The sequence below is a fragment of the Aeromicrobium sp. REDSEA-S38_B2 genome (assembly GCF_001628525.1).
Lineage (GTDB): Bacteria > Actinomycetota > Actinomycetes > Propionibacteriales > Nocardioidaceae > Aeromicrobium > Aeromicrobium erythreum.
In genome coordinates, this window is sequence record NZ_LUNH01000012.1 from 37091 (window position 1) to 58787 (window position 21697).

24 protein-coding genes and 2 tRNA genes are annotated in these 21697 nt (G+C 73.3%); 3 read left to right on the forward strand and 23 right to left on the reverse strand.

What is annotated here, in order from left to right:
- The first annotated feature begins 19 nt into the window (after positions 1-19).
- Genes A6Q81_RS02110 through A6Q81_RS02120 form a run of 3 tightly spaced genes read left to right on the forward strand, consistent with a single transcriptional unit; the run spans position 20 to position 2032 of the window.
- Positions 20-607, forward strand: a complete 588-nt coding sequence (locus A6Q81_RS02110; RefSeq protein WP_502692799.1) for a hypothetical protein — start codon at positions 20-22, stop codon at positions 605-607.
- Positions 604-819, forward strand: coding sequence for a helix-turn-helix transcriptional regulator (locus tag A6Q81_RS02115; protein WP_286689364.1), 216 nt, complete (start codon positions 604-606; stop codon positions 817-819). The genes A6Q81_RS02110 and A6Q81_RS02115 overlap by 4 nt, the downstream gene beginning before the upstream one ends.
- A 43-nt stretch (positions 820-862) precedes the next feature.
- A complete protein-coding gene (locus A6Q81_RS02120; protein ID WP_286689365.1) occupies positions 863-2032 on the forward strand; it encodes a tyrosine-type recombinase/integrase in 1170 nt (389 codons plus the stop codon).
- A 207-nt stretch (positions 2033-2239) separates the two neighbouring features.
- Here the strand turns inward: A6Q81_RS02120 and A6Q81_RS02125 are convergent.
- From A6Q81_RS02125 to A6Q81_RS02235, 23 genes are all read right to left on the reverse strand, one after another.
- Positions 2240-2313, reverse strand: a tRNA-Pro gene (locus A6Q81_RS02125).
- A 20-nt stretch (positions 2314-2333) separates the two neighbouring features.
- A tRNA-Pro gene (locus A6Q81_RS02130) sits at positions 2334-2404 on the reverse strand.
- A 50-nt stretch (positions 2405-2454) separates the two neighbouring features.
- On the reverse strand, positions 2455-3276 hold the full coding sequence (locus tag A6Q81_RS02135; protein ID WP_286689380.1) for a pseudouridine synthase: 822 nt from the start codon (positions 3274-3276) through the stop codon (positions 2455-2457).
- Between the two features lie 111 nt (positions 3277-3387).
- Entirely contained in the window at positions 3388-4734 is a 1347-nt protein-coding gene (der, locus tag A6Q81_RS02140) for a ribosome biogenesis GTPase Der (RefSeq protein WP_067859104.1), read from the reverse strand.
- The gene (locus tag A6Q81_RS02145) at positions 4727-5449 is read right to left on the reverse strand and encodes a lysophospholipid acyltransferase family protein (protein ID WP_067859106.1); all 723 of its coding nucleotides are present in this window, start codon (positions 5447-5449) and stop codon (positions 4727-4729) included. The genes der and A6Q81_RS02145 overlap by 8 nt, the downstream gene beginning before the upstream one ends.
- The gene (gene cmk, locus A6Q81_RS02150) at positions 5446-6117 is read right to left on the reverse strand and encodes a (d)CMP kinase (protein ID WP_286689366.1); all 672 of its coding nucleotides are present in this window, start codon (positions 6115-6117) and stop codon (positions 5446-5448) included. Before cmk ends, A6Q81_RS02145 begins: the two co-directional genes overlap by 4 nt.
- A gap of 36 nt (positions 6118-6153) precedes the next feature.
- The gene (locus A6Q81_RS02155) at positions 6154-7206 is read right to left on the reverse strand and encodes a prephenate dehydrogenase (RefSeq protein WP_286689367.1); all 1053 of its coding nucleotides are present in this window, start codon (positions 7204-7206) and stop codon (positions 6154-6156) included.
- A complete protein-coding gene (locus A6Q81_RS02160) occupies positions 7203-7937 on the reverse strand; it encodes a pseudouridine synthase (RefSeq protein WP_286689368.1) in 735 nt (244 codons plus the stop codon). Before A6Q81_RS02160 ends, A6Q81_RS02155 begins: the two co-directional genes overlap by 4 nt.
- Positions 7934-8734 (reverse strand): SMC-Scp complex subunit ScpB, encoded by an 801-nt coding sequence (gene scpB, locus A6Q81_RS02165; protein WP_286689369.1) that lies wholly within the window; start codon positions 8732-8734, stop codon positions 7934-7936. The genes A6Q81_RS02160 and scpB overlap by 4 nt, the downstream gene beginning before the upstream one ends.
- Entirely contained in the window at positions 8727-9587 is an 861-nt protein-coding gene (locus A6Q81_RS02170; protein ID WP_067859118.1) for a segregation and condensation protein A, read from the reverse strand. Before A6Q81_RS02170 ends, scpB begins: the two co-directional genes overlap by 8 nt.
- Entirely contained in the window at positions 9584-9934 is a 351-nt protein-coding gene (locus tag A6Q81_RS02175) for a hypothetical protein (protein WP_286689370.1), read from the reverse strand. The genes A6Q81_RS02170 and A6Q81_RS02175 overlap by 4 nt, the downstream gene beginning before the upstream one ends.
- Before the next feature lie 2 nt (positions 9935-9936).
- A complete protein-coding gene (locus tag A6Q81_RS02180; protein ID WP_067859124.1) occupies positions 9937-10785 on the reverse strand; it encodes a ParA family protein in 849 nt (282 codons plus the stop codon).
- A 119-nt stretch (positions 10786-10904) separates the two neighbouring features.
- Complete coding sequence (xerD, locus tag A6Q81_RS02185) at positions 10905-11840, reverse strand: site-specific tyrosine recombinase XerD (protein ID WP_286689371.1); 936 nt, start codon at positions 11838-11840, stop codon at positions 10905-10907.
- Positions 11841-11850: 10 nt separating this feature from the next.
- Positions 11851-12459: an NUDIX domain-containing protein gene (locus A6Q81_RS02190; RefSeq protein WP_286689372.1), complete on the reverse strand. Its 609-nt coding sequence runs from the start codon at positions 12457-12459 to the stop codon at positions 11851-11853.
- Positions 12456-14162, reverse strand: a complete 1707-nt coding sequence (gene pyrG / locus A6Q81_RS02195) for a CTP synthase (RefSeq protein ID WP_286689373.1) — start codon at positions 14160-14162, stop codon at positions 12456-12458. Before pyrG ends, A6Q81_RS02190 begins: the two co-directional genes overlap by 4 nt.
- Positions 14163-14308: 146 nt before the next feature.
- Positions 14309-15157, reverse strand: coding sequence for a copper transporter (locus A6Q81_RS02200; RefSeq protein ID WP_286689374.1), 849 nt, complete (start codon positions 15155-15157; stop codon positions 14309-14311).
- Complete coding sequence (steA, locus tag A6Q81_RS02205) at positions 15158-16327, reverse strand: putative cytokinetic ring protein SteA (protein WP_067859135.1); 1170 nt, start codon at positions 16325-16327, stop codon at positions 15158-15160. It lies immediately after the preceding gene.
- 79 nt (positions 16328-16406) lie between these two features.
- Positions 16407-18092, reverse strand: coding sequence for a DNA repair protein RecN (gene recN / locus A6Q81_RS02210; RefSeq protein WP_286689375.1), 1686 nt, complete (start codon positions 18090-18092; stop codon positions 16407-16409).
- On the reverse strand, positions 18092-19024 hold the full coding sequence (locus A6Q81_RS02215; protein WP_286689376.1) for an NAD kinase: 933 nt from the start codon (positions 19022-19024) through the stop codon (positions 18092-18094). Before A6Q81_RS02215 ends, recN begins: the two co-directional genes overlap by 1 nt.
- The gene (locus tag A6Q81_RS02220; RefSeq protein ID WP_067859144.1) at positions 19021-19854 is read right to left on the reverse strand and encodes a TlyA family RNA methyltransferase; all 834 of its coding nucleotides are present in this window, start codon (positions 19852-19854) and stop codon (positions 19021-19023) included. Before A6Q81_RS02220 ends, A6Q81_RS02215 begins: the two co-directional genes overlap by 4 nt.
- On the reverse strand, positions 19851-20105 hold the full coding sequence (locus A6Q81_RS02225) for a hypothetical protein (protein ID WP_067859147.1): 255 nt from the start codon (positions 20103-20105) through the stop codon (positions 19851-19853). The genes A6Q81_RS02220 and A6Q81_RS02225 overlap by 4 nt, the downstream gene beginning before the upstream one ends.
- A 4-nt stretch (positions 20106-20109) precedes the next feature.
- On the reverse strand, positions 20110-21108 hold the full coding sequence (locus A6Q81_RS02230) for an HAD-IIA family hydrolase (RefSeq protein WP_286689377.1): 999 nt from the start codon (positions 21106-21108) through the stop codon (positions 20110-20112).
- Between the two features lie 10 nt (positions 21109-21118).
- The gene (locus tag A6Q81_RS02235; protein WP_067859153.1) at positions 21119-21469 is read right to left on the reverse strand and encodes a single-stranded DNA-binding protein; all 351 of its coding nucleotides are present in this window, start codon (positions 21467-21469) and stop codon (positions 21119-21121) included.
- Positions 21470-21697: the final 228 nt, after the last annotated feature.

Below are 21697 nucleotides of genomic sequence, written 5' to 3' on the forward strand. Positions count from 1 at the left end.
GAGCAGACAGGAGCCAAGCATGTCCGACGAACCTCACGGCGACGCCACGACGAACGACGTTCCCGACTCGGATGTGGACGAGATGGACGACGAAGGCTACGACGAGCCGCTGATCGCCGAACCGCCGCACCCGATCAACTGGAACCTGCTGAGTGCCGAGGACGCCGAGGCCGAGTGGTTGGAACTCAACCGCTGGGTGGACTGGCTGCGCCACACCTACGGGCTCCACGCCTCCGTGATCCCGCCGGCCTGGCACATGCACCCCGAGCTGCTGTGGGAGCTGAGCGCGCTGCACCTGCACTGGCTCTGCGCCTACGACCCCGACCAGAACGGCAGCGCACCGCTCGGCTGGCACCGCGACTTCGCCGACGCCCGGCAGCGGCTCCGAGAATGGGTCGCCGCCTCTGGCACCCGTCTCGACCGCGACCGCCCCACCAGGCAGACTGTCTGGCCCGGGGAGGAACCCCGCGACCCCATCGAGGACATCCCGATCATCGACCGCGACGCCGAGTTCGTGGAGTTCGTCATGGCCGACGTCCAAGCCCGCCGCGAAGCCGAGGAAGCGTTCTACCGCGACCTCGACCCTGGCACTGGAGAAGTGTTTTGAGCGACAAGACCGAGGCGCTGGTCGTCACGCCGCTGCTGGATAGTCGCGAGGTCGCCGCGTACTTGAAGGTGTCGGAGTCCACGCTGTCGCGGTGGCGCTCGGCCGGGACCGGGCCGCCGTTCCTGCGGCTGGGCGGGATCGCCCGGTACCGGCTCGATGCCGTGGACCGCTGGCTGGGCGAGCTGGAACACGATCATGCCCCGGAGAGCTGAGCCGCAGCCGACCGCCGAGCCCAAGCCGGTCCCGCCGATCGGCGTGAAGGTCTCCACGGACATGGAGCGCCGCTCCTACGGCATTCGTGCCCGCGCCCGGTGGACCGACCCGACCACCAAGCGCCGGGTGATCCGATCGGAGATCGTGCGCGACGAAGCGGCTGCGCACGCCTTCTTCGACCAGCTCCGCAACTCCTCGACCAAGGGCATGGATGTGTCCATGACGCTGCTGGAGTTCGTCACTTCCATCGGCGACCGGTGGGCGCGTGGCCTGGATCCGACGTCCACCGGCGAGACCTACGGGTACGGGCTGAAGCTACGGGTGCTGCCCGCGCTCGGGCACTTGCCGGTCACCCAGATCACCGCCGGCATCATCGACCGCACCATCGATGAGTGGGAACAGCGCCACGGCGCCTCGACCATCAAGAACACCATCGCCCCGCTCGTGCGGGTGCTCGATGAAGCCGTGCGGGACGGGCTGATCCAGATCAACCCCGCGAAGAACCGCGCCAAGCGAAGCCTGAACCGCAACGCCTTTCGCGGACAGGCAGCCAAACACGCCTCCCCGCGGGCGCACGCCATCCCGGACATGAAGACCCTCAATCGCCTCGCACGCGCATGCGGGAAGGTCCATCAGTCCTACAGCGACTTCGTGATGCTCGCCGCGCTGCTCGCGGCCCGATCCTCGGAGGTGTCCGGGTTGCAAGTAGGGGACGTCGACTTCGCCAAGAACCTCGTGGTGATCCGCCGGCAGGTGTTCCCCGGCAAGGGCGGGCTGGTCACCAAGCCGACCAAGAGCCGCAAAGAACGCCGCGTGCCGATCCTCGAACCGCTCCGCCCCGTGCTGGAACGCCTCACCGACGGCAAGAAGCCCGAGGACTCGGTGCTGGTCGGCCCGAAGGGCGGCTACCTCACCACCGCGACCGTCCGCGACGCCACCAACTGGGACGGCATCGTCGCGAAGCTCGGCCTGCCTGACCTCACCCGGCACGGGCTGCGCCACACCGGGGCGACCTGGATGGCCGACGCAGGCATCCCGCTGCACGTCCTCCAAGACATCCTCGGACACGCCTCAATGGAGACCACCCGCGGCTACCTACACCCCGACGACCGCCACCTCGCGTCGGCGGCCGAGCAGGCCAACGCCTTCCTCTCCGCCGCCGGACAGCGCAAGTACGCCCAGCGCGGAAGCACCCCGTCCAGGGGCCTGTGATGCACGCCCACACCGGCGCGAACACCCCCGGAACCGTTCTGGTCCCCTTTTGGTCCCCTTATCCACAGGAAGCAGATTCGAGGCACTCCGTTCGTCTGCAGGCGACCGCCGGCGAGAGCGTTGGGGGACCAGAGGGGGACCACGAAAAACGGCCATCGGACAAGATGAAGCCCAGGCGAGAAACCTAGTCTCACCTGGGCTTTTACGTCGGGCTGACAGGATTTGAACCTGCGACCCCCTGACCCCCAGTCAGGTGCGCTACCAAGCTGCGCCACAGCCCGTGGCATCGATTTTCAGTTGTTCGGGCCGACCAGAGCGGGGTAAACCCCTTAACCCCCAGTCAGGTGCGCTACCAAGCTGCGCTACAGCCCGAACAACCTGAGCCAGCCTACCGTACGCGCTCGCCGCGACCCCACCTGGCCTCAGGCGTTCGTGAGGGGCAGGGCGCGGCGGCTCGTGAAGCGACGCGGGGCGTCGTCGACGGGGTCGGTGAAGGCGAGCTCGTGGGCCAGGAGCTGCAACGGGGTGGTCATGTCGTCGACCGCGACGTCGAGCACGTCGGGGTACAGCGGGTCGCCGACGATCGGCACGCCGAGCCCGCAGAGGTGCAGGCGCAGCTGGTGGGTGCGGCCGGTCTCGGGGCGGAGGCGGTACACGGCCTCGTCGCCCCGGACCTCCTGCAGCTCCACGTGCGTCACCGCGTTCACGGGGGCGTCCGGCACGACCTCGGCGCGCAGCGTCCCACGGTCCTTGCGCACGTGGTCGCGCACGGTCGTCGGCAGCTCCAGGGACGGGTCGTAGGGCGCGAGGGCGAGGTACGTCTTGCGCATCGCGCGCTCGGCGAACAGCTGCTGGTACGCGCCGCGCCACCGCCGTTCCTTCACCAGCACCAGCACGCCCGACGTCACGCGGTCCAGACGGTGCGCGGGCGTCAGCTCCGGCAGGTCGAGGCTGTCGCGCAGCCGCACCGTGACGCTCTGGCGCACGTGCCGTCCGCGCGGGATCGTCGCCAGGAACGGCGGCTTGTCGACCACCAGCAGCCGCTCGTCCTCGTGCAGCACGTCGATCGTGCCCGGCACCTCCGGCTCGTCGCGCAGCGCACGGTGGAACCACACGAACGTGTGCGGACGGTAGGGCTCCTCACCCGTGAGCGGCGTCCCGTCGTCGAGCACGAACCGACCCTCGGCGAGCAGCTCCTCGACCCCGACGCGCTCGGGCAGCTTCTGGCGCAACCAGGCGCCCATGGTCGGGGCGGGCGAGGGCCGGGTGCGGTCGTGGTCGGGCGTGCGCACCCAGGCGGCGCCGAGCCCGTGGCGCGGCGGCAGGGGCGAACGCGGCGGCACGAGCCCGTCCCGTCAGCGCTTGCGCTTCTCGCGCGGACGCTGCTGGATGTGGATCGGCGTGCCGACGAAGCCGAACTCCTCGCGCAGCCGACGCTCGACGAAGCGCACGTAGCCCGCCTCCAGCTTCCCCGACGTGAAGAGGATGAACGTCGGCGGAGCGGTCGAGGCCTGCGTGCCGAAGAGGATCTTGGCCTGCTTGCCGCCGCGCACCGGGTGCGGGTGCTCGGCGACGAGCCGCCCGAGGAAGGAGTTCAGCGCGCCCGTGCCGATGCGCGTCTCCCAGCCCTCGAGGGCGGCGTCGAGCGCGCGCACGAGCCGGTCGACGTGCCAGCCGGTGCGGGCGGCGATGTTGATGCGCGGGGCCCACTGCACCTGCACGAGCTCGCGCTCGATCTCGCGCTCCAGGTAGTAGCGGCGCTCCTCGTCGACCTTGTCCCACTTGTTGAACGCGACGACGAGGGCGCGGCCGGTCTCGGCGACCGAGGAGACGATGCGGATGTCCTGCTCGGTGAACGGCATGCTCGCGTCGACGATGACGACGGCGACCTCGGCGCGCTCGATCGCCGTCGACGTGCGCAGGCTCGCGTAGTACTCATGCCCCGACGCCTCGCGGACCCGGCGGCGGATGCCGGCGGTGTCGATGAAGCGCCACTCGCGTCCGCCGAGCTCCACCAGCTCGTCGACGGGGTCGACGGTCGTGCCGGACGCGTCGTCGACGACGACCCGGTACTCCCCCGCGAGCTGGTTCAGCAGGCTCGACTTGCCCACGTTGGGCTTGCCGACGATGGCGACCCGGCGCGGACCGCCGATCTCGGACTCCCGCTCCTCGGGCGCGTCGGGCAGCGCGGCGAGGACGGCGTCGAGCATGTCGCCGCTGCCGCGACCGTGCAGCGCGGAGACGGGGTACGGCTCGCCGAGCCCCAGGTTCCAGAGCGACGCCGCCTCGAGCTCGCCCCGCTGGTCGTCGACCTTGTTCGCTGCCAGGACCACGGGCTTCTTCGCCGCGCGCAGGATCCGCACGACCGCCTCGTCGGCGTCGGTGATGCCGACCGTGGCGTCGACGACGAAGAGGACGGCGTCGGCGGCCTGCACGGCCACCTCGGCCTGCGCGGCGATCCGCTCCGCGAGCCCGCGGGCGTCGGGGTCCCAGCCGCCCGTGTCGACCACGGTGAAGGCCTTGCCGTTCCACTCCGCGTCGTAGGGCACGCGGTCGCGGGTGACGCCGGGGACGTCCTCGACGACGGCCTCGCGGCGGCCGATGATGCGGTTGACGAGCGTCGACTTGCCGACGTTGGGCCGTCCGATGACCGCCAGGACGGGCAGGGGCGCGTCGCCGCGCGGCGCGGTGGACTCAGACATCGGCAGTTCCTTCGGGCAGGGGGCCGGGCAGCTGCAGGTGCCCGGTGTCCGCGGCCCACTCGACGTGGTGCCGCAGGTGATCGGTGATCCGGCGCCCGACCTCGGCCACGTGGGCCCGGGTGCGGGGCCACGGAACGGGCGCGATCCGTAAGGGTTCACCGTAGACGACGTCGATCCGCGCGCCCCGCGCGGGCCTGCTCTCCGGGTGCCCGCCCGGCGCCCGCGTGCCGAACAGCGCCACCGGCACGACGGGCGCGCCGGAGACCATCGCGAGCCACGCGACGCCGTCCTTCGTCCGCCGCACGTCACCTGCGCCACGCTGACCCTCCGGGTACACGACGACGCACTGGCCGGCCGCGAGCGCACCGGCCGCCGTGCGCAGGGCGCCGACGTCGCGCTCCTCCCGCCGCACCGGGATCTGGCCGGCGAGGCGCAGGACCCGGGCGGTGCGACCCTCGAAGGCCTCCCGCTTGACGAGTGCGTGCGCGTGGCGCGGGGCGCACAGGATGAGCAGCGGGCCGTCGAGCCACCCCACGTGGTTGCTGGCGAGGATGACCGGGCCCGCGACGGGCACGTGGTGCGCGCCGCGCTGGCGCACGTCCCACTGCCGGTGGACGGAGCGGCGCACGACCGGGCGCAGCGACCGCAGTCCCGCCTCCGGCAGGGCACGCGGCGCGTACGCCGGGGCGCCGGCGCCGACCAGGGGCTCGGTCACGTCGTCCGGGCCTCCTCGACCAGCTGCACCACCGCGTCGACGACCTCGTCGAGCGTGAGATGGGTGCCGTCGATCTGCACGGCGCCGTCGGCACGCGTCAGCGGCGACGTGGCGCGGGTGGAGTCGATGGCGTCGCGGGCGGCCAGCGACGCGGCGGTCGCGGCCTCGTCGGCCCCACCTCGCTCCGCCGCCCGACGTGCGGCACGCGCCTGAGCGTCGGCGACGAGGAACACCTTCACCGGGGCGTCGGGAGCCACCGTCGACCCGATGTCGCGACCCTCCACGACGATGCCGCCCGTGGCCTCGGCGATGATCGCGCGCTGCTGGTCGACGAGCATGCTGCGCACCTCAGGCACTGCCGCCACGGGGCTCACGTGGGCGTTCACGTCGTCGTCGCGGACGGCCTCGGAGACGTCGGCGCCGTCGACGGCGATGGTGGGCGACTGCGGGTCGGTACCCGACTCCAGCCGCAGGTCGACCGCGTCACGCGCGATGGCGGCGGGGTCGCCGAGGTCGGTGCCACGCTGCAGCAGCGCCCACGTGACCGCGCGGTACATCGCGCCCGTGTCGAGGTAGGCCAGCGACAGGCGCGTTGCCACGCCTCGTGCCGTGCTGGACTTGCCCGATCCGGACGGACCGTCGACGGCGACGACGAAGGGGGTGCTCACAGGTGCTGGCTCCTCGGAGAGGGGTGGATTGACGAATCAACGGTAGGCGGACCACGCGCGTTCGGTGAGCCGGGCGACGAGCTCGTCGGCACGGTCGGCGGCGACCGCGATCTCGACGAGTCCCACCGGGCGACCGAGCTCGTGGTCGATGCGCAGGTCCTCGATGTTGACGCCCGACTCGCCCACGTGGGCGAACAGGCGCGACAGCGCCCCGGGGGTGTCGGGCACCTGCACGTTGACGACGACCAGCTCGACGGGCTCGCCGCCGTGCTTGCCGGGGATGGCCCGGGTGCCGACGCGACCGGCCTCGAGCACGCCGCCGACCACGTCGCGGTCGCGGAGCGCGTCGATCAGGGTGTCGAGGTCGTCGCGGACGGCCGTGAGCACGGCGCCGATCTCCTCGGCGTTCGTGGTGATGATGTCGCGCCAGAGCGCGGGGTCGCTGCCGGCGACGCGGGTGACGTCGCGCAGCCCCTGGCCCGCCAGGGCGAGGTGCGCGGGCGGCGCGTCCACGAGACGCGCGGCGGTCAGCGTCGACAGCACCTGCGGCACGTGCGACACGAGCGCGACGGCACGGTCGTGCGTGTCGGCGTCCATGACGGTCGGCACGGCGCCCAGCATCACGGCGACCTCCTCGACCAGCCGCACGGCAGCGTCGGTGGCGCCGGCTGCGGGCGTGATGACCCAGGGTCGTCCCTCGAACAGCCGCGCCGAGGCCGCCAGCGGTCCGGAGCGCTCGCTCCCGGCCATCGGGTGGCTGCCCACGTAGCGGTCGAGGCCGGCTCCCCCGGCGACCTCGCGCGCGACGCTGCCCTTGACGCTCGCCACGTCGGTGACGACGGCGGCGGGGTAGGTCTCGAGCGCCTCCCGCACCGCGGCGGCGGTGGCCCGTGGGGGCACCGCGACGACGACGAGCGCCGGGTCGTGCACCGGCTCGGCGCTGCCCGCGCCCCGCTCGACCGCGGCGGCGACGTGCTCGGGGTCGCGGTCGCGCAGGTGGACGTCGATGCCGTGCTCGCGCAGCGCGAGCGCCACGGAAGTGCCGATGAGGCCGCACCCGACGACGAGGGTCGGGGGCAGCGACGTCATGGGGACACGCTATCGAACAGGTCCCCCAGCTCCTCGCGGGTCAGCTCGCGCGAGCGTCCCACCCCGAGACCCCCGAGGTGGATCGGTCCGAACGTCGTGCGCGTCAGCTCCACGACCGGGTGGCCGACGGCGGCGAGCATGCGTCGCACGATCCGGTTGCGCCCCATGTGCAGGTCGAGCTCGACCAGCGAGCGACCACGGGAACGGTCCTTCACGACGAAGCGGTCGACGGCGGCCGGGCCGTCCTCGAGCTCGATGCCGTCGCGCAGCCGCCGCCCCACCGCGTCGCCGACCGCGCCGTCGACGAGGGCGACGTAGGTCTTGGTGAACTCGTACGACGGGTGCGCCAACCGGTGGGCGAGGTCGCCGTCGTTGGTGAGCAGCAGCAGGCCCGAGGTGTCGGTGTCGAGGCGACCCACGTGGAACAGGCGTTCGTCGCGTCCGGCCACGAACTCCGTCAGGTCGCGGCGGCCCTGCTCGTCGGCCATCGACGAGACGACGCCGCGCGGCTTGTTGAGCACGAGGTAGGCGTGGTCCGACGGCGGCGGGATGCGCCGACCGTCGACCCGCACGAGGTCGGTGTGCGGGTCGACCCGGATGCCCATCTGGGTGACGACCTCGCCGTTGACCTCGACCCGGCCGGTCGCCATGAGCTCCTCGCAGCGGCGGCGGCTGCCGACCCCGGCCTGCGCAAGCACCTTCTGCAGGCGGATGCCCTCGGCCTCGCTCACGAGGTCCCCTCCCCCTCGGTCGCGTCCGGGCTGGACGAGTCTGGCGTGGACGAGCCTGGGGTGGACGAGTCTGCGTCGTCGGTGTCGAGCCCGTCGGCGACCTCCGCTGTCGCATCGTCGGAGCCGCTCGGGGGCACGAGGTCGTCCTCCATGTCCTCGATGTCCGGCAGCATCGGCGCGATGTCGGGGAGCTCCGCGAGCGACGCGAGCCCCATCCGCTCGAGGAAGTAGCTGCTGGTCCGGTACAGGTGCGCCCCGCTCTCGGGGTCGGTGCCGGCCTCCTCCAGGAGCCCGCGCGTGACCAGCGTGCGCACCACGCCGTCGACGTTGACACCGCGGATCGCCGAGATCCGCGAGCGGCTCACGGGCTGGCGGTACGCGACGACGGCGAGCGTCTCGAGCGCCGCCTGGGTGAGCCGGGCCTGCTGGCCGTCGAGCACGAACCGCTCGACGGCCGGCGCGAAGGCCTCGCGCGTGAAGTAGCGCCAGCCGCCGCCGACGTGGCGCAGCTCGAAGCCGCGTCCCTGCTCGTCGTACTCGGCTGCCAGCTCGGAGAGCGCGGCCTGCACCTCCACGGGCGGGTGTCCCACCGCCTGCGCGAGGGTCAGGTGGTCGAGGGGCTGGTCGGCGACCATCAGCACCGCCTCCAGCGCCGGACGCAGCGCGAGCAGCTCGAGCTCCAGCTCGTGCGGGCCGCGCAGCGACCCGTCCGTGGGCTGCCCCCCCTGCTCCGCGGGCTGCACCGGCTCGTCGACGGGCGCCTCGGCGGTGCTCGCGTCGGGCGTGGCGTCAGGCATCGTCGTCCTCCGGGATGGTCAGGGCGGGGGTGATCCCGTCGTCGGCGGTGTGACCGTCGAACTCGTCGCCGACGTCGATGTCGACGTCGTCGTCACCGCCGGTCCAGCGCAGGTGCAGGTCGCCGAGCGGGCTGGCCTGGTCGAAGCCGACGACGCCCTCCCGGAACAGCTCGAGCAGGGCGAGGAAGCGCGCCACGGTCGTCATGAGGTCCGCGTCGGCGGTCAGCGCGCGGAAGGTGGTGGTGCGCTCGCGGCGCAGCCGGTCGACGACGAGGTGCGCCTGCTCCCGCACGCTCACAGTCGGGGCGTGCAGGTGGGCCAGCGACAGCACGGGCTCGGGCCTCGGCTGCAGGGCCCGCGCGGCGAGCGCCGCGAGCTCGTCGGGCCCGATCGAGAAGACCACCTCGGGCAGCAGCGCGGCGAACCGCGGCTCGAGCCCGACCTGACGGGGGTAGCGCTTGCCCTCGGTCGCCAGCCGGTCGGCGAGCAAGCTCGCCACTTGCTTGAAGGCGCGGTACTGCATGAGCCGGGCGAACAGCAGGTCGCGCGCCTCCAGCAGGGCGAGGTCCTCCTCGTCCTCGACGTCGGCCTGCGGCAGCAGCCGCGCCGTCTTGAGGTCGAGCAGCGTGGCGGCGACGACGAGGAACTGCGTCGTCTGCTCCAGGTCGCCGCCGAGCTCGCGGACGTAGGCGATGAACTCCGTCGTCACGGTCGACAGCGCGACCTCGGTGATGTCGAGCTGGTGCTTGGAGATGAGCGACAGCAGGAGGTCGAAGGGCCCGTCGAAGACCCCGACGTCGACGCGGAAGCCGTCCGCCTCCGGGGCCTGCGCGGTGTCGGCCGACAGGCTCATGCCGAGCCGAGCCGCCGGGCGAGGTCGCTGTCGTCGCCGCGGGTCTCGAGGTCCTCCAGCGCCAGGGCGATCGCGGCCCGCACGAGGCGGCCGCGGTCGACGTTGCGCCGCACGCTGCTGCGCAGCTGGAGCCGGGCCTGCTCGATCGCGAGCAGCTCCTCGCTCGTCACGTAGACCGTCATCTTCTCGTCGTGCTTGATGCGTCCGCTGTCGCGCGGTGCTGCGGGAGCAGCGGACTCCGTGCGCTCCTGCTCGGCCTGGGTCGGCTCCACGCTCGGGTCGGGTGCGGGACGACGCGAGCGGGCGGAGGGCGCCGTGGGGCGGAACAGCTCGTCCGCCCCTGGCATGCTCACGCGTCGGGGCATCGGTGCAGCACCTCCCGGGCGAGCTGGCGGTAGGCGTCGGCACCCGGTGAGCTGGCGGCGTACTCGGTGATCGGCACGCCGGCGACCGTCGCGTCGGAGAACTTGACGGTGCGTCGGATGACGGTGTGGAAGACGAGGTCGCCCCATCCCTGCACCAGCGTCTGCAGCACCTCGCGGCCGTGCAGCGTGCGACCGTCGTACATCGTGCCGAGCAGGCCGATGATGCGCAGGTCGAAGTTGGTGCGGTCGCGGACCTTCTCGATCGTCTCCTTGAGCAGCGCCACGCCGCGCAGCGCGAAGTACTCGCACTCCAACGGGATGATCACGCCGTCGGCCGCCGTCAGGGCGTTCACGGTGAGCAGGCCCAGCGACGGCTGGCAGTCGATGAGCACGACGTCGTAGTCGTGCAGCACGGGGTGCAGCGCGCGGGCGAGCACCTGCTCGCGACCGACCTCGGTCACGAGGCGCATCTCGGCGGCGGAGAGGTCGATGTTGGCGGGCACGAGGTCGAGGCCCGGCACCGACGTCTCGAGGACGATGTCCTTGAGCGTCAGCTCGCGGTCCATCAGCACGTGGTAGATGGACTGCTCAAGGTCGTGGGCGTTGAAGCCCAGCCCGACCGTCAGCGAGCCCTGGGGGTCGAAGTCGAGCAGCAGCACACGACGTCCGGCCTCGACCAGCGCCGCACCCAGGTTGATGGTGGTCGTCGTCTTGCCGACGCCACCCTTCTGGTTGCACATCGCGATGATCTGCGCGGGCCGGCCGCCCTGGCGCGGTGACGGCTCGGGGAAGTCGGGCGCGGGGCGTCCGGTGGGTCCGAGTTCGTCGCTCATCAGTCTCCTTACGCCGCGGCCGGTCGCCGCCCGGCGATCGTCGGGCCACTGTACCGCGCTCGACGGGCGTCCCCGCGCGCCTGGCCCGCCGGTCGGGGCCGCTCTCCCGGCGCTCCTGCTCAGTCGACGGCGCGAGGGTGCGACGTCGCGTACACCTCGCGCAGCCGGTCGACCGTCACCAGCGTGTAGATCTGCGTCGTCGTGACCGAGGCGTGCCCGAGCAGCTCCTGCACGACGCGGACGTCGGCCCCGCCGTCGAGGAGATGGGTCGCGAAGCTGTGCCGCAGGGTGTGCGGCGAGACGTCCGCGTCGACGCCGGCTGCGCGCGCGGCGCGCGACAGCACCGTCCACGCGCTCTGGCGGCTCAGCCGACCCCCGCGCGCGTTCAGGAACAGCGCCGCACCGCCGCGTCCGGTGGCCGACACGAGCCCGGGTCGCGCGACGGTCAGGTAGTCGCCCAGCGCGGCCGCCGCGTACGAGCCCACCGGCACGATGCGCTGCTTGCCGCCCTTGCCGCGCAGCAGGGCGGTGCCCTCGTCCAGGTCGAGGTCGTCGACGTCGAGACCGACGGCCTCGGAGATGCGCGCCCCCGTGCCGTACAGCACCTCCAGCAGCGCTCGATCGCGCTTGGCCAGGCTCGTGCCCGCCGCACCGGCCGCCTCGAGGATCGCCTCGACGTCGTCGAGCGGCAGCGCCTTCGGCAGCCGTGACGCGGGACGCGGAGGCTTCACCGCCGCGGTCACGTCGGTCGCGACGAGCTGCTCACGCAGGCAGAACTTGTGGAACCCCCGCACCGCGACGACCGCCCGCGCGGCGCTCGAGGCACCAAGGGGGGCGTGCTCCTCGTCGCCGGTACGCAGCGCGGCGAGGAAGGCCAGCACGTCGGTCTCGGCCACGTCGGCCACGTCGTGGACGCCGGCACCGTGCAGGTGCTCGCGGTAGCGGCGCAGGTCGCGCCGGTAGCTGCCGAGCGTGTTCGCGGCGAGACCCCGCTCCACGCCGAGGTGGCCCAGGTAGTCCTGGACGGCGCGGTCGAGGTCGCCGGCGTCGCTCATGGTCGCCGGCTCAGCCGCGGGCGCGGCGGGCCGCCTCGGCGAGCACCGCGGCGCACATCGTCGCGTCGCGGACCCGCCCGTCGAGCACGGCGTCGACGACGGACTCGAAGGGGACCCACCACTGCTCCATGTCGGCTTCCTCGGCGTGGCGCTCGGTGCGCTCGTCCTCGGGGACCGGGCGCAGACCCGTCGCGCGGTAGACCTGGCACACCTCGCTGGAGTAGCCGCCGCTCGAGACGATCGACAGCAGCGGCGCCCAGTCGGCCGCGACGACGTCGGCCTCCTCGGCCAGCTCGCGCGCGGCGGCCTCCTGCGGCTCCTCCCCCGCGACGTCGAGCGTGCCCGCGGGCAGCTCGACCAGGCGTGCTCCGACCGGGTGCCGGTACTGCACGACGAGGAGCAGCCGGTCGTCCTCGTCCAGCGCGAGCACGCCGACGGCACCCTGCGGGCGCACCACGACGCGTCGGTGCTCGTCGCCGCGCGGGTCGACGATCGCGTCGACCTCGACGACGAGGTAGCCGCTGGTGAAGACCTGCTCGTGGGACGCGACGGGCCAGGACTCGTCCCGGTCGGCGACCTCGTCGACCAGGACGCCCGGCAGCGTGGGGTGCGGGCTCACGACGTCGGCGCGTCGGCGCCCTCGACCACGTCGGCACCGGGCACCGGCACCTCCACCGGCAGACGCGTCTCGCGCTGACGCTTGAGCGCAGCCTTGACCAGTCCGGCGAACAGCGGGTGCGGGCGCGTCGGCCGCGAGCGCAGCTCCGGGTGGGCCTGCGTGGCCACGTAGAACGGGTGCACGTCGGCGGGCAGCTCGACGAACTCCACGAGCGTCCCGTCGGGCGAGGTGCCGCTGAACACGAGCCCTGCCGCCTCGAGGCGGTCGCGGTAGCCGTTGTTCACCTCGTAGCGGTGACGGTGCCGCTCCTCGACCTTGTCGGATCCGTACACGCCGGCGACGACGCTGCCCGGGGCCAGCGCGGCCTCGTAGAGGCCGAGGCGCATGGTGCCGCCCAGGTCGCCCGCACCCTCGACGAACGCGTGCTGCTCGGCCATCGTCGCGATCACGGGGTCGCTCGCGTCGGGGTCGAACTCGGTCGAGCTCGCGCCCGGGATGCCGGCGACGTGGCGGGCGTGCTCGATGACCATGCACTGCAGGCCCAGGCAGAGGCCGAGCGTCGGGATGCCCCGCGTGCGGGCGTGCTGCAGGGCGCCGACCTTGCCCTCGATGCCCCGGATGCCGAAGCCGCCCGGCACGCAGATGCCGTCGACGTCGGCCAGGTGGCGCGCTGCCCCCGACTCGGTGCCGCACTCGTCGGAGGGCACCCACCGCAGGTGGACCTTGGTGTCGTTCGCGAAGCCGCCGGCGCGCAGGGCCTCGGCCACGGAGAGGTAGGCGTCGGGCAGGTCGACGTACTTGCCGACGAGCGCGATGGTGACCTCGTCGGCCGGCTGGTGCACGCGCCGCAGCAGGGCGTCCCACTCGGTCCAGTCGACGTCGCGGAACGGCAGGTCGAGGCGGCGCACGACGTAGGCGTCGAGGCCCTCACGGTGCACGACCTTCGGGATGTCGTAGATCGACGCGGCGTCGCTGGCGGTGACGACGGCCTCGGTGTCGACGTCGCACATCAACGAGATCTTGCGCTTGACCGACTCGGGGATCTCGCGGTCGGAGCGGCAGACGATCGCGTCGGGCTGGATGCCGATCGAGCGCAGCGCGGCGACCGAGTGCTGCGTGGGCTTCGTCTTCAGCTCACCGGACGGGCCGATGTAGGGCACGAGCGAGACGTGCAGGAAGAACACGTGCCCCCGGCCGATCTCGTGGCGCACCTGGCGCGCCGACTCCAGGAACGGCTGGCTCTCGATGTCGCCGACCGTGCCGCCGATTTCGTGGATGACGACGTCGACGTCGGGCCCGCCCATCGAGAGCATCCGGTCCTTGATCTCGTTGGTGATGTGCGGGATCACCTGGACGGTGTCGCCCAGGTAGTCGCCGCGACGCTCGCGCGCGATCACGTCGGAGTACACCTGGCCGGTGGTCACGTTGGCGCGCCCCACGAGGTCCTCGTCGAGGAAGCGCTCGTAGTGGCCGATGTCGAGGTCGGTCTCGGCGCCGTCGTCGGTGACGAAGACCTCGCCGTGCTGGAACGGGTTCATGGTGCCGGGGTCGACGTTGAGGTACGGGTCGAGCTTCTGCATCGTGACCCGCAGTCCCCGGGACTTCAGCAGCCGGCCGAGCGAGGAGGCGGTGAGCCCCTTGCCGAGGGAGGAGGCGACGCCTCCGGTGACGAAGACGTGCTTGGTGACGGCGCTGCCCTGCAAGGTGACTCCCGTGGTCGTGGGCCTGGATGCGGCTCAGCGGGACCGACGGCAGGTGCCGTGGTCGTCACTGCTCCACGGGATTCCAGTGTAGCCCCTCGCCGCGGCGGCCATGACCAGCCGGGGCGGCGCGGCGACCAGGCGCCGGACTAGCGCGGGACGGAGCCGTCCTCGCTGCGCGAGGTGCCCCACGCACCCGTCTCGCCGGCCGCCACGCGGGCGAGGGCGAGGGCCGTGACGGCCCGCCCGGCGGCGGAGTCGGTCACGTCGACGGTCGAGACCTGGGAGGCCTCGCGGCGCACGACGTCGACCGCGCCACCGTCGAGGCTGGACGCCGACGGACCGGCCAGCAGCGTGCCGTCGCCGGTGCCGGCGAGCGCGCGCAGCAGACCGGTGACGACCTCGGCGGAGTCGCCGAGTCGCGACGGGCCCGCGACGACGACGGCCTGGCCGGCGAACCGCTCGGGTGCGGCGCTGGCCGAGGTCAGACCGCCCTCCTCGAAGGCGGACGCCGTCGTGCGTGCGGTCTGGTCGAGCTCACGTCCGGCGCGGCCGAGCAGCGAACGTCCCAGCGCCGCACCGACGCGCGCGTAGCCCTCGCCGGTGGAGTCGGGTGCCGCCTCCTCGGTGACGCTCTCGGCGAACTGACGGTTGGCGGGGTCGACGAGCTTGCTGGTGAGCGCGACCGTGCCGGTGATCGTCGCACCCGCCCTCTCCAGGTTGCGACGGACGCCCGCGACCTGCTCGGCGTCGGCACCCGGCAGGGTCAGCAGCACGACGGACCGGTCGTCGAGGGTGCCTTCGATGAGGCCGGTCGACGTGCGCGCCGCGTACCCGTTCTCGAACGACACGAGCGCGGAGTCGCCACCGGACGACGAGCCCTCCTCGCGGTCGGGGGCGAAGCGGCCGTCGAGCGCGCCGGCGCCGAGCGCGACGCCCGCGGCCAGGGCCAGCAGGACGGCGGCGATCGAGACGAGGTGGTACCGGAAGGTGATCATCTACAGCAGTCCTTCGAGCCAGGTGCGGAGGTCGGCCAGGCGCTCGCCGAGCACGGCGTACCAGTCGGCGCCCGTGGGGGTCGTGCCCACGGCGGCGACGACGGCCAGGACGCCCGCGAGCAGGATGAGCAGCACGGGCCACGCGGGCATCGTGCGGCGGGTGAAGTGGGCCACGGCGTGCGCGTCGACGAGCGTCGCCGACGTCCGCAGCCGCGTGACGAAGGAGCTCGCGACGTCGGCCGTGCCTCGTTCGAGGAACTCGACGAGACCGCGCGGCGCCCCGACCTCGACGACGACCGGCGCGTCGTTCGCGTCGGCCAGCAGGATCGCGAGGTCGGCTGCCGAGCCCGTCGCCTGGAACACGGTCACGTCGACGTGCGCGCGCTCGAAGCGCTCCGCGCCGTCGGTGCGTCCCGACGGGCTCACGACGACCACGTCGGCGCCGCTGCGCAGGGCACGGTCGGAGAGGTCCTGGAGATGGCCGATCACGACGTCGGGCTTGATGCGGGTCTCGAGCAGGGCGTCGGCGCCGGCGGCCACACCGACGACGACCGCGCCGGAGTCGCGGATCCAGCGACGGATCGCCTTGAGGTCGTGCTCCCACTGGTAGGCGCGCGAGACGACGACCACGGGCCGACCCCGCAGCTTGGCGTCGAGGCGCGGGACCCGTGCGCCCTCCAGCAGCAGGGCGCGCTCGCGCTCGAGGTGGTCCGACGCGTTCGCCGTGAGCGAGCCCAGCTTCGTCGCGAGCTCTCGCTCCGCGGCGCCGAGCCGCTCGGAGCGGGTCGCGTCGTCGACCATCTGGCCCTGCGCGACGAGCACCTCGTTCTTGAAGATCTTGCCGTCGGCGATGCGCACGGTGTCGCCGCTGCGCAGCCGGGTCCAGATGCCCGCACCGACGTGGTCGACGAGCGCGATGCCGGCGTCGGCCAGCACCTGCGGACCGGAGTTGGGGTAGCGACCGGTCGAGGACTCCGCCGCGTTCAGCACCGCCCGGACCTTGCGCTGCACCAGGGCGTCGGCTTGGGCGCGGTCGAGGTCGGGCAGGTCGACGACGGCGATGTCGCCCGCGCGGAGCGACTTGGCGGCACCGTCACCGGCGCGGGCGAAGCGCACGACCCCGACGATGTCGTCGGTCGTGTCGTCGGTGGATCGGGTGCGTCGAGACATCGTCGTCCATCGTGGCACGCGCACCCCGGCCCTCCTGGCAGGTCGGGTCGGCGCGTCCCGGCGCGTCGGCCGGGCCGGCTCAGAGACGTCCGGCCAGCTCCAGCAGCTCGCGCGCGTGCGCCTGCGCGGCCTCGGACTCGTCCTGGCCGGCGAGCATGCGCGCCAGCTCGTCGACGCGCGCCTGGCCGTCGAGCCGCACGACGCTGCTGCTCGTGACGTTGCCGTCGTCGTCCTTCATGACGTGGAAGTGGTGGTGCGCGAAGGCTGCCACCTGGGGCAGGTGCGTCACCGCCAGCACCTGCGGGCCCTCGGCCAGCCGGGCGAGCCGGCGGCCCACCTCGACCGCAGCGCGTCCGCCGATGCCCGCGTCGACCTCGTCGAACACGAGCGTCGGCACGGTGCCCTGGTCGGCCAGGACCACCTCGAGCGCCAGCATGAGGCGCGACAGCTCACCGCCGCTCGCCCCCTTCGCCAGCGGGCGTGGCGCGGAGCCGTTGTTCGCGGCGAACAGCAGCTCGACGTCGTCGATGCCGTGGGCCGCGGGAACGGCGTCCTCGGGCACGCTGACGGCGACCTCGAGCCGCGCCGACGGCATGGCCAGCTGGGTGAGCTCCTCCCCCACCAGGTCCGCGAGCCGGGCACCGGCCTCCCGGCGCACCTCGCTCATGCGGTGCGCAAGGTCCAGCACCTGGGGCTCGAGTGCCTCGACCTCCGCCTCGAGGTCGGCGATGGCCTGGTCGTCGTGGTCGAGCTCCCCAGCCTCGGCGGCGGCCTTCTCCTGCCAGGCCAGCACGTCGGCGAGGGAGGGGCCGTACTTGCGCTGGAGGGCCGCGAGGGCCGCACGACGTTCCTGCACCGCGGCCAGCCGGGCGGGGTCGACCTCGACGCCGTGCGCGTAGGCGCTCAGGTCGGCGGCGACCTCGTCGAGCAGGATGCCGACCTCGCGCAGCCGCTGCGCCATGTCGTCGAGCTCGGGGTCGTGCCCGGCGACGTCCTGCAGGGCCGCCGAGCCGGAGGCGACGACGTCGCGCGCGGCGGCGCCATGGTCGCCGGCGAGACCCTCGTGCGCCGTCAACGCGGCCTGCACCAGCGCCTCGGCGTGGGCGAGCCGTCCCTCCTCGGTGACGAGCTCCTCGTCCTCGCCCTCCCGCGGCTCCACGTCGGCGATCTCCGCGAGTCCGTGCTGGAGGAGGTCGAGCTGGCGGGCCCGTTCCTGCCCGTGTTGGCGCAGCTCCTCCAGGCGCGCCCGCGCGGAGCGCAGTCGTGCGTACCGCGGGGCGTACTCCTCGGCGAGCGCGGCGAGCGCGTCCCCCGCGAAGGCGTCGAGCGCCGAGCGCTGGGCAGACCCGCGCAGGAGCCGGTGCTGGTCGGACTGTCCGTGCACCGCCACGAGGGCGTCGGTCACGTCGGAGAGCACCGCGGCCGGCACGGTCGCGCCGCCCGCGACAGCACGCGAGCGGCCCTGCGCCGACAGCACCCGGCCCAGCACGACGACGTCGTCGTCGACCGTGCCGCCGGCGTCCTCGACCGCGCGCACGACCGGAGACCCACCCGGCACCTCGACGCTCGCCTCGACCCGTGCTTGACGCTCGCCGTGCCGCACCAGGCCCGCGTCGGCACGCCCGCCACGCAGCAGACCGAGTGCTGTCACGACCATCGTCTTGCCCGCACCGGTCTCACCGGTGATGACGGTGAAGCCCGCGTCGAGCTCGAGCTCGGCGGACTCGATGACGCCCAGCGAGCTGAGTCGCAGGTGCTGCCACATCAGACGTCCTCGACCCGTCGCCCGAGGCGACGCTGCTCCGCCGCGCCGCGCCAGCCGGCGACGGGCAGGTCGAACTTGCGGACGAGGCGGTCGGCGAAGGGCGCCTCGTGCAGCCGCGCGAGCCTGGCCGGCGTGTCCGAGCGTCGGACCTCCACCCGGGCACCCTGCGGGAGGTCGGCTGCGCGACGCCCGTCGCACCAGAGCACGCCCGCCGTCATCTCCCCCATGACCTCGATCGCGAGCGTCGAGTTCGGCGAGACGACCAGCGGCCGCGCGAAGAGGGCGTGCGCGCTGATCGGGACCAGCAGGAGGGCCTCGACCTCCGGCCACACGATCGGCCCGCCGGCGCTGAAGTTGTAGGCGGTCGAGCCGGTGGGCGTGGCGCACACGACGCCGTCGCACCCCCAACGCGACACCGGTCGGTCGTCGATCTCGACGACCAGCTCGAGCATGCGCTCGCGCGAGGCCTTCTCGACCGTGGCCTCGTTGAGCGCCCAGTTCGTCGCGACGACCTCGTCCCCGACGCTGACCGTCACTTCGATCGTCAGCCGCTCCTCGACCCGGTAGGTGCGGTCCACGACGCCCTGCACGACGGCCTGCAGGTCGTCGACGTCGGCCTCGGCCAGGAACCCGACGTGCCCCAGGTTCACGCCGAGCACCGGCGTCTGGGTGCCGCGGCAGATCTCGGTGGCGCGCAGGATGGTGCCGTCGCCGCCGAGCACCACCGCGAGCTCGCAGCCGTGTGCCGCGCCCTCCTGGGCGGGGATCACGCCGACCTCGCCGATCCCGGCCGCCACGAGGTCGTCGCGGTCGGACTCGAGCACGCAGACGCCGATGTCGGCACTGCGCAGATCGGTGGCCAGGCGCGCCGCGAGCGACGTCGCCTCCGCGCGCGCGGTGTGCACGATGAGCAGGACGCGGCGCTCGCTCATGCGTCGTCCCCGTCCGCCGTCGCGAGCGGTCCACGGGCGACGACGTCGGCGACGGCCGACCGGTCGGGCACCGAGGGCTCGGGGTCGCGCCGCAGCCAGCAGAAGTACTCGACGTTCCCCGCAGGTCCGGGCAGCGGGCTGGCCGCCAGCCCATGGGTGCCCCACCCCTGCTCGAGCCCGCTCTCGCAGACGCGCAGCACGGCGTCGGCGTGCAGGTCGGGGTCGCGCACGACCCCGTTCTTGCCGAGGTTGCCGCGGCCCACCTCGAACTGGGGCTTGATCATCAGCACGATGTCGCCCTCCTCCTGGCAGACGGCGGTCAACGCGGGCATCACCACGGTAAGGGAGATGAACGACAGATCGGAGACGACCGCGTCGACGGCGCCGCCGACGTCCTCGCGGGTCAGGCTGCGCACGTTCGTGCGGTCGTGCACCTGGACGCGCGGGTCGTCGCGCAGCCGCCAGACGAGCTGGCCGTAGCCGACGTCGACCGCCACGACCTCGCGCACGTCGCGGCGCAGCAGCACGTCGGTGAACCCGCCGGTGGAGGCACCGGCGTCGAGGACGCGCCGACCCTGCAGCTGCAGTCCCTGCGGCTCGAAGACCTCGAGAGCCCCGAGCAGCTTGTGCGCGCCGCGGGAGGCCCATCCGGGGTCGTCGTCCTCCCGGACGACGACGGCCTGGTCGGTTCCTACCTGCGTGGCCGCCTTCGCCGCCCGCTGGCCGCCGACCAGCACCTTGCCGTCCGCGATGAGCTGACCGGCGTGGTCGCGGGAGCGCGCGAGCCCGCGGCGCACGAGCTCCGCGTCGAGCCGGACCCGCCGGCTCACGCGGAGCGGCCCGGCCGACTCGCCCCCGTGAGCACCTCGCGCAGGGTGCGGTGCACCGCGTCGAGCACCTCGGGGCGACGGGCCAGCTCGACCTCCTCGAGCCGCTCCAGCTGCTCGACCAGGACCAGCAGCTCGGGATGGTCGGCACAGGCCTCCTGCGCCTGCACGACGAGCGCTGCCACCGGGTCGACGCCGTCGTCCGCGGGCGACGGCGCGGACGCCTGGCTCGCGGGGTCGTGGTGCTCGGTCACCGTGTCATCCTCCCAGACGCACGTCCGGCGCGTCGTGCCCGGCGTCCACGGCGGACCAGGCCAGGCCGAGGACGGCGCGCACCGAGGTGGTGGCGGCGGGGTCGCCGCCCGTCAGCACGACCGTGCCGTCCCTGCGCTCTGCGGTGGAGTCGCCGCACCGGGAGGTGTCCCCGTCGACGACCACGGCGAGGTGGTGGTCGACCAGGCCGCGCAGGTCGTGGGAGACGTAGCCCGGGCGGCGCTCAGGCGCGAGCGCCGCCAGCTCCGCGAGGTCGCTCACGCCGGTGAGGACGGCGAGCGCCGGGATGCCCGCCCGCGTGGCGCCGTCGATGTCGGTGTCCACGCGGTCGCCGACCATGAGGGGGCGCTGAGCAGCGGTCCGGCGCAGCGTCTCGTCGAAGAGGGGACGTTCGGGCTTGCCGGCGACGAGGGGCTCCCGTCCGGTGGCGGCCACGACGGCGCGCACGAGGGTGCCGTTGCCGGGCGCCGTGCCCCGTGGTGTCGGGATGCTGAGGTCCAGGTTGCTGGCGTAGTATGGGAGACCGGCGGCGACCGCGTACGCCGCCTCCGCGAGGTGTCGCCACCCGATGTCTCGGTGGAACCCCTGCACCACGGCCGCAGGGTCGTCCTCCGCGGAGTCGACGCAGACGAGTCCGGCCGCCTCGAGCGGCTCGCGCAGCCCGGGTCCACCGACGACCAGCACCCGCGAGCCCGACGGCAGGTCGGCGGCGATCATGCGGGCCACGGCCTGCGCCGAGGTCACGACCTCACCGTCGTCGTGCACGGGCATCCCGAGGTCGCGCAGGTGCTGGGCCACCTCACCGGCCGGCCGCGCGGCGTTGTTGGTCAGGTAGGCGATGCGTGCGCCGTGGCTCACGCAAAGCTCCAGCGCGTCGGACGCACCCGGGACGGCGTCGGCCCCCACGTAGACGACGCCGTCGAGGTCGAGCATGACGAGGTCGTGAGCCTCGCAGAGCGGCACGTCGCTGGTCAGCAGAGGCATGGCTCCGAGACTACTGAGCGGCGGCCACCGCACTGCACGAGGCCAGCTCGACGGCATACCAGCTCTGCCCGCCGCCGGCCGCACGGCTGAAGCGGCGCCGCAGGCACCCGGTCACCGCGACGGTCGCGCCGTCCTCCAGTCGCGTGACGGTCCGTCGCAGACGCGCCGTCCACGCGACGCACTCGATCGTGTCGACGGTCTGCCGCGACCGAGCGCGCGCTCCTGCCCGAGGCGGGTCGCGGCGGACCACCAGGCGGAACGTGACGATCTCGTCGCCGCTCGGCAGGGTCCGCTGCTCGGGTGTGCCGGACACCCGGCCGATCAGGGAGACGAGGTTCTGGTGCGATGGCTGCTGCGTCATCCCCCCAGCGTGGCCGCTCGTCGACTCGACGACGACGGCGTCCTGACGGCCTGTGGACTGCGTCAGCGCTGCGTCGGCACGCCTGTGGACGACCCGTCCAGGCCACTCACTTTCCGTCCTCCTGCGCCGCCAGTTCGTGTTCGAGTTGGGTGATGCGTTGGGGTGCGTCGGTGGTGTGGTGGGGGTCGGTGGCGATGACGCGGTGGAACCATTGGAGGGCTTCGTGGG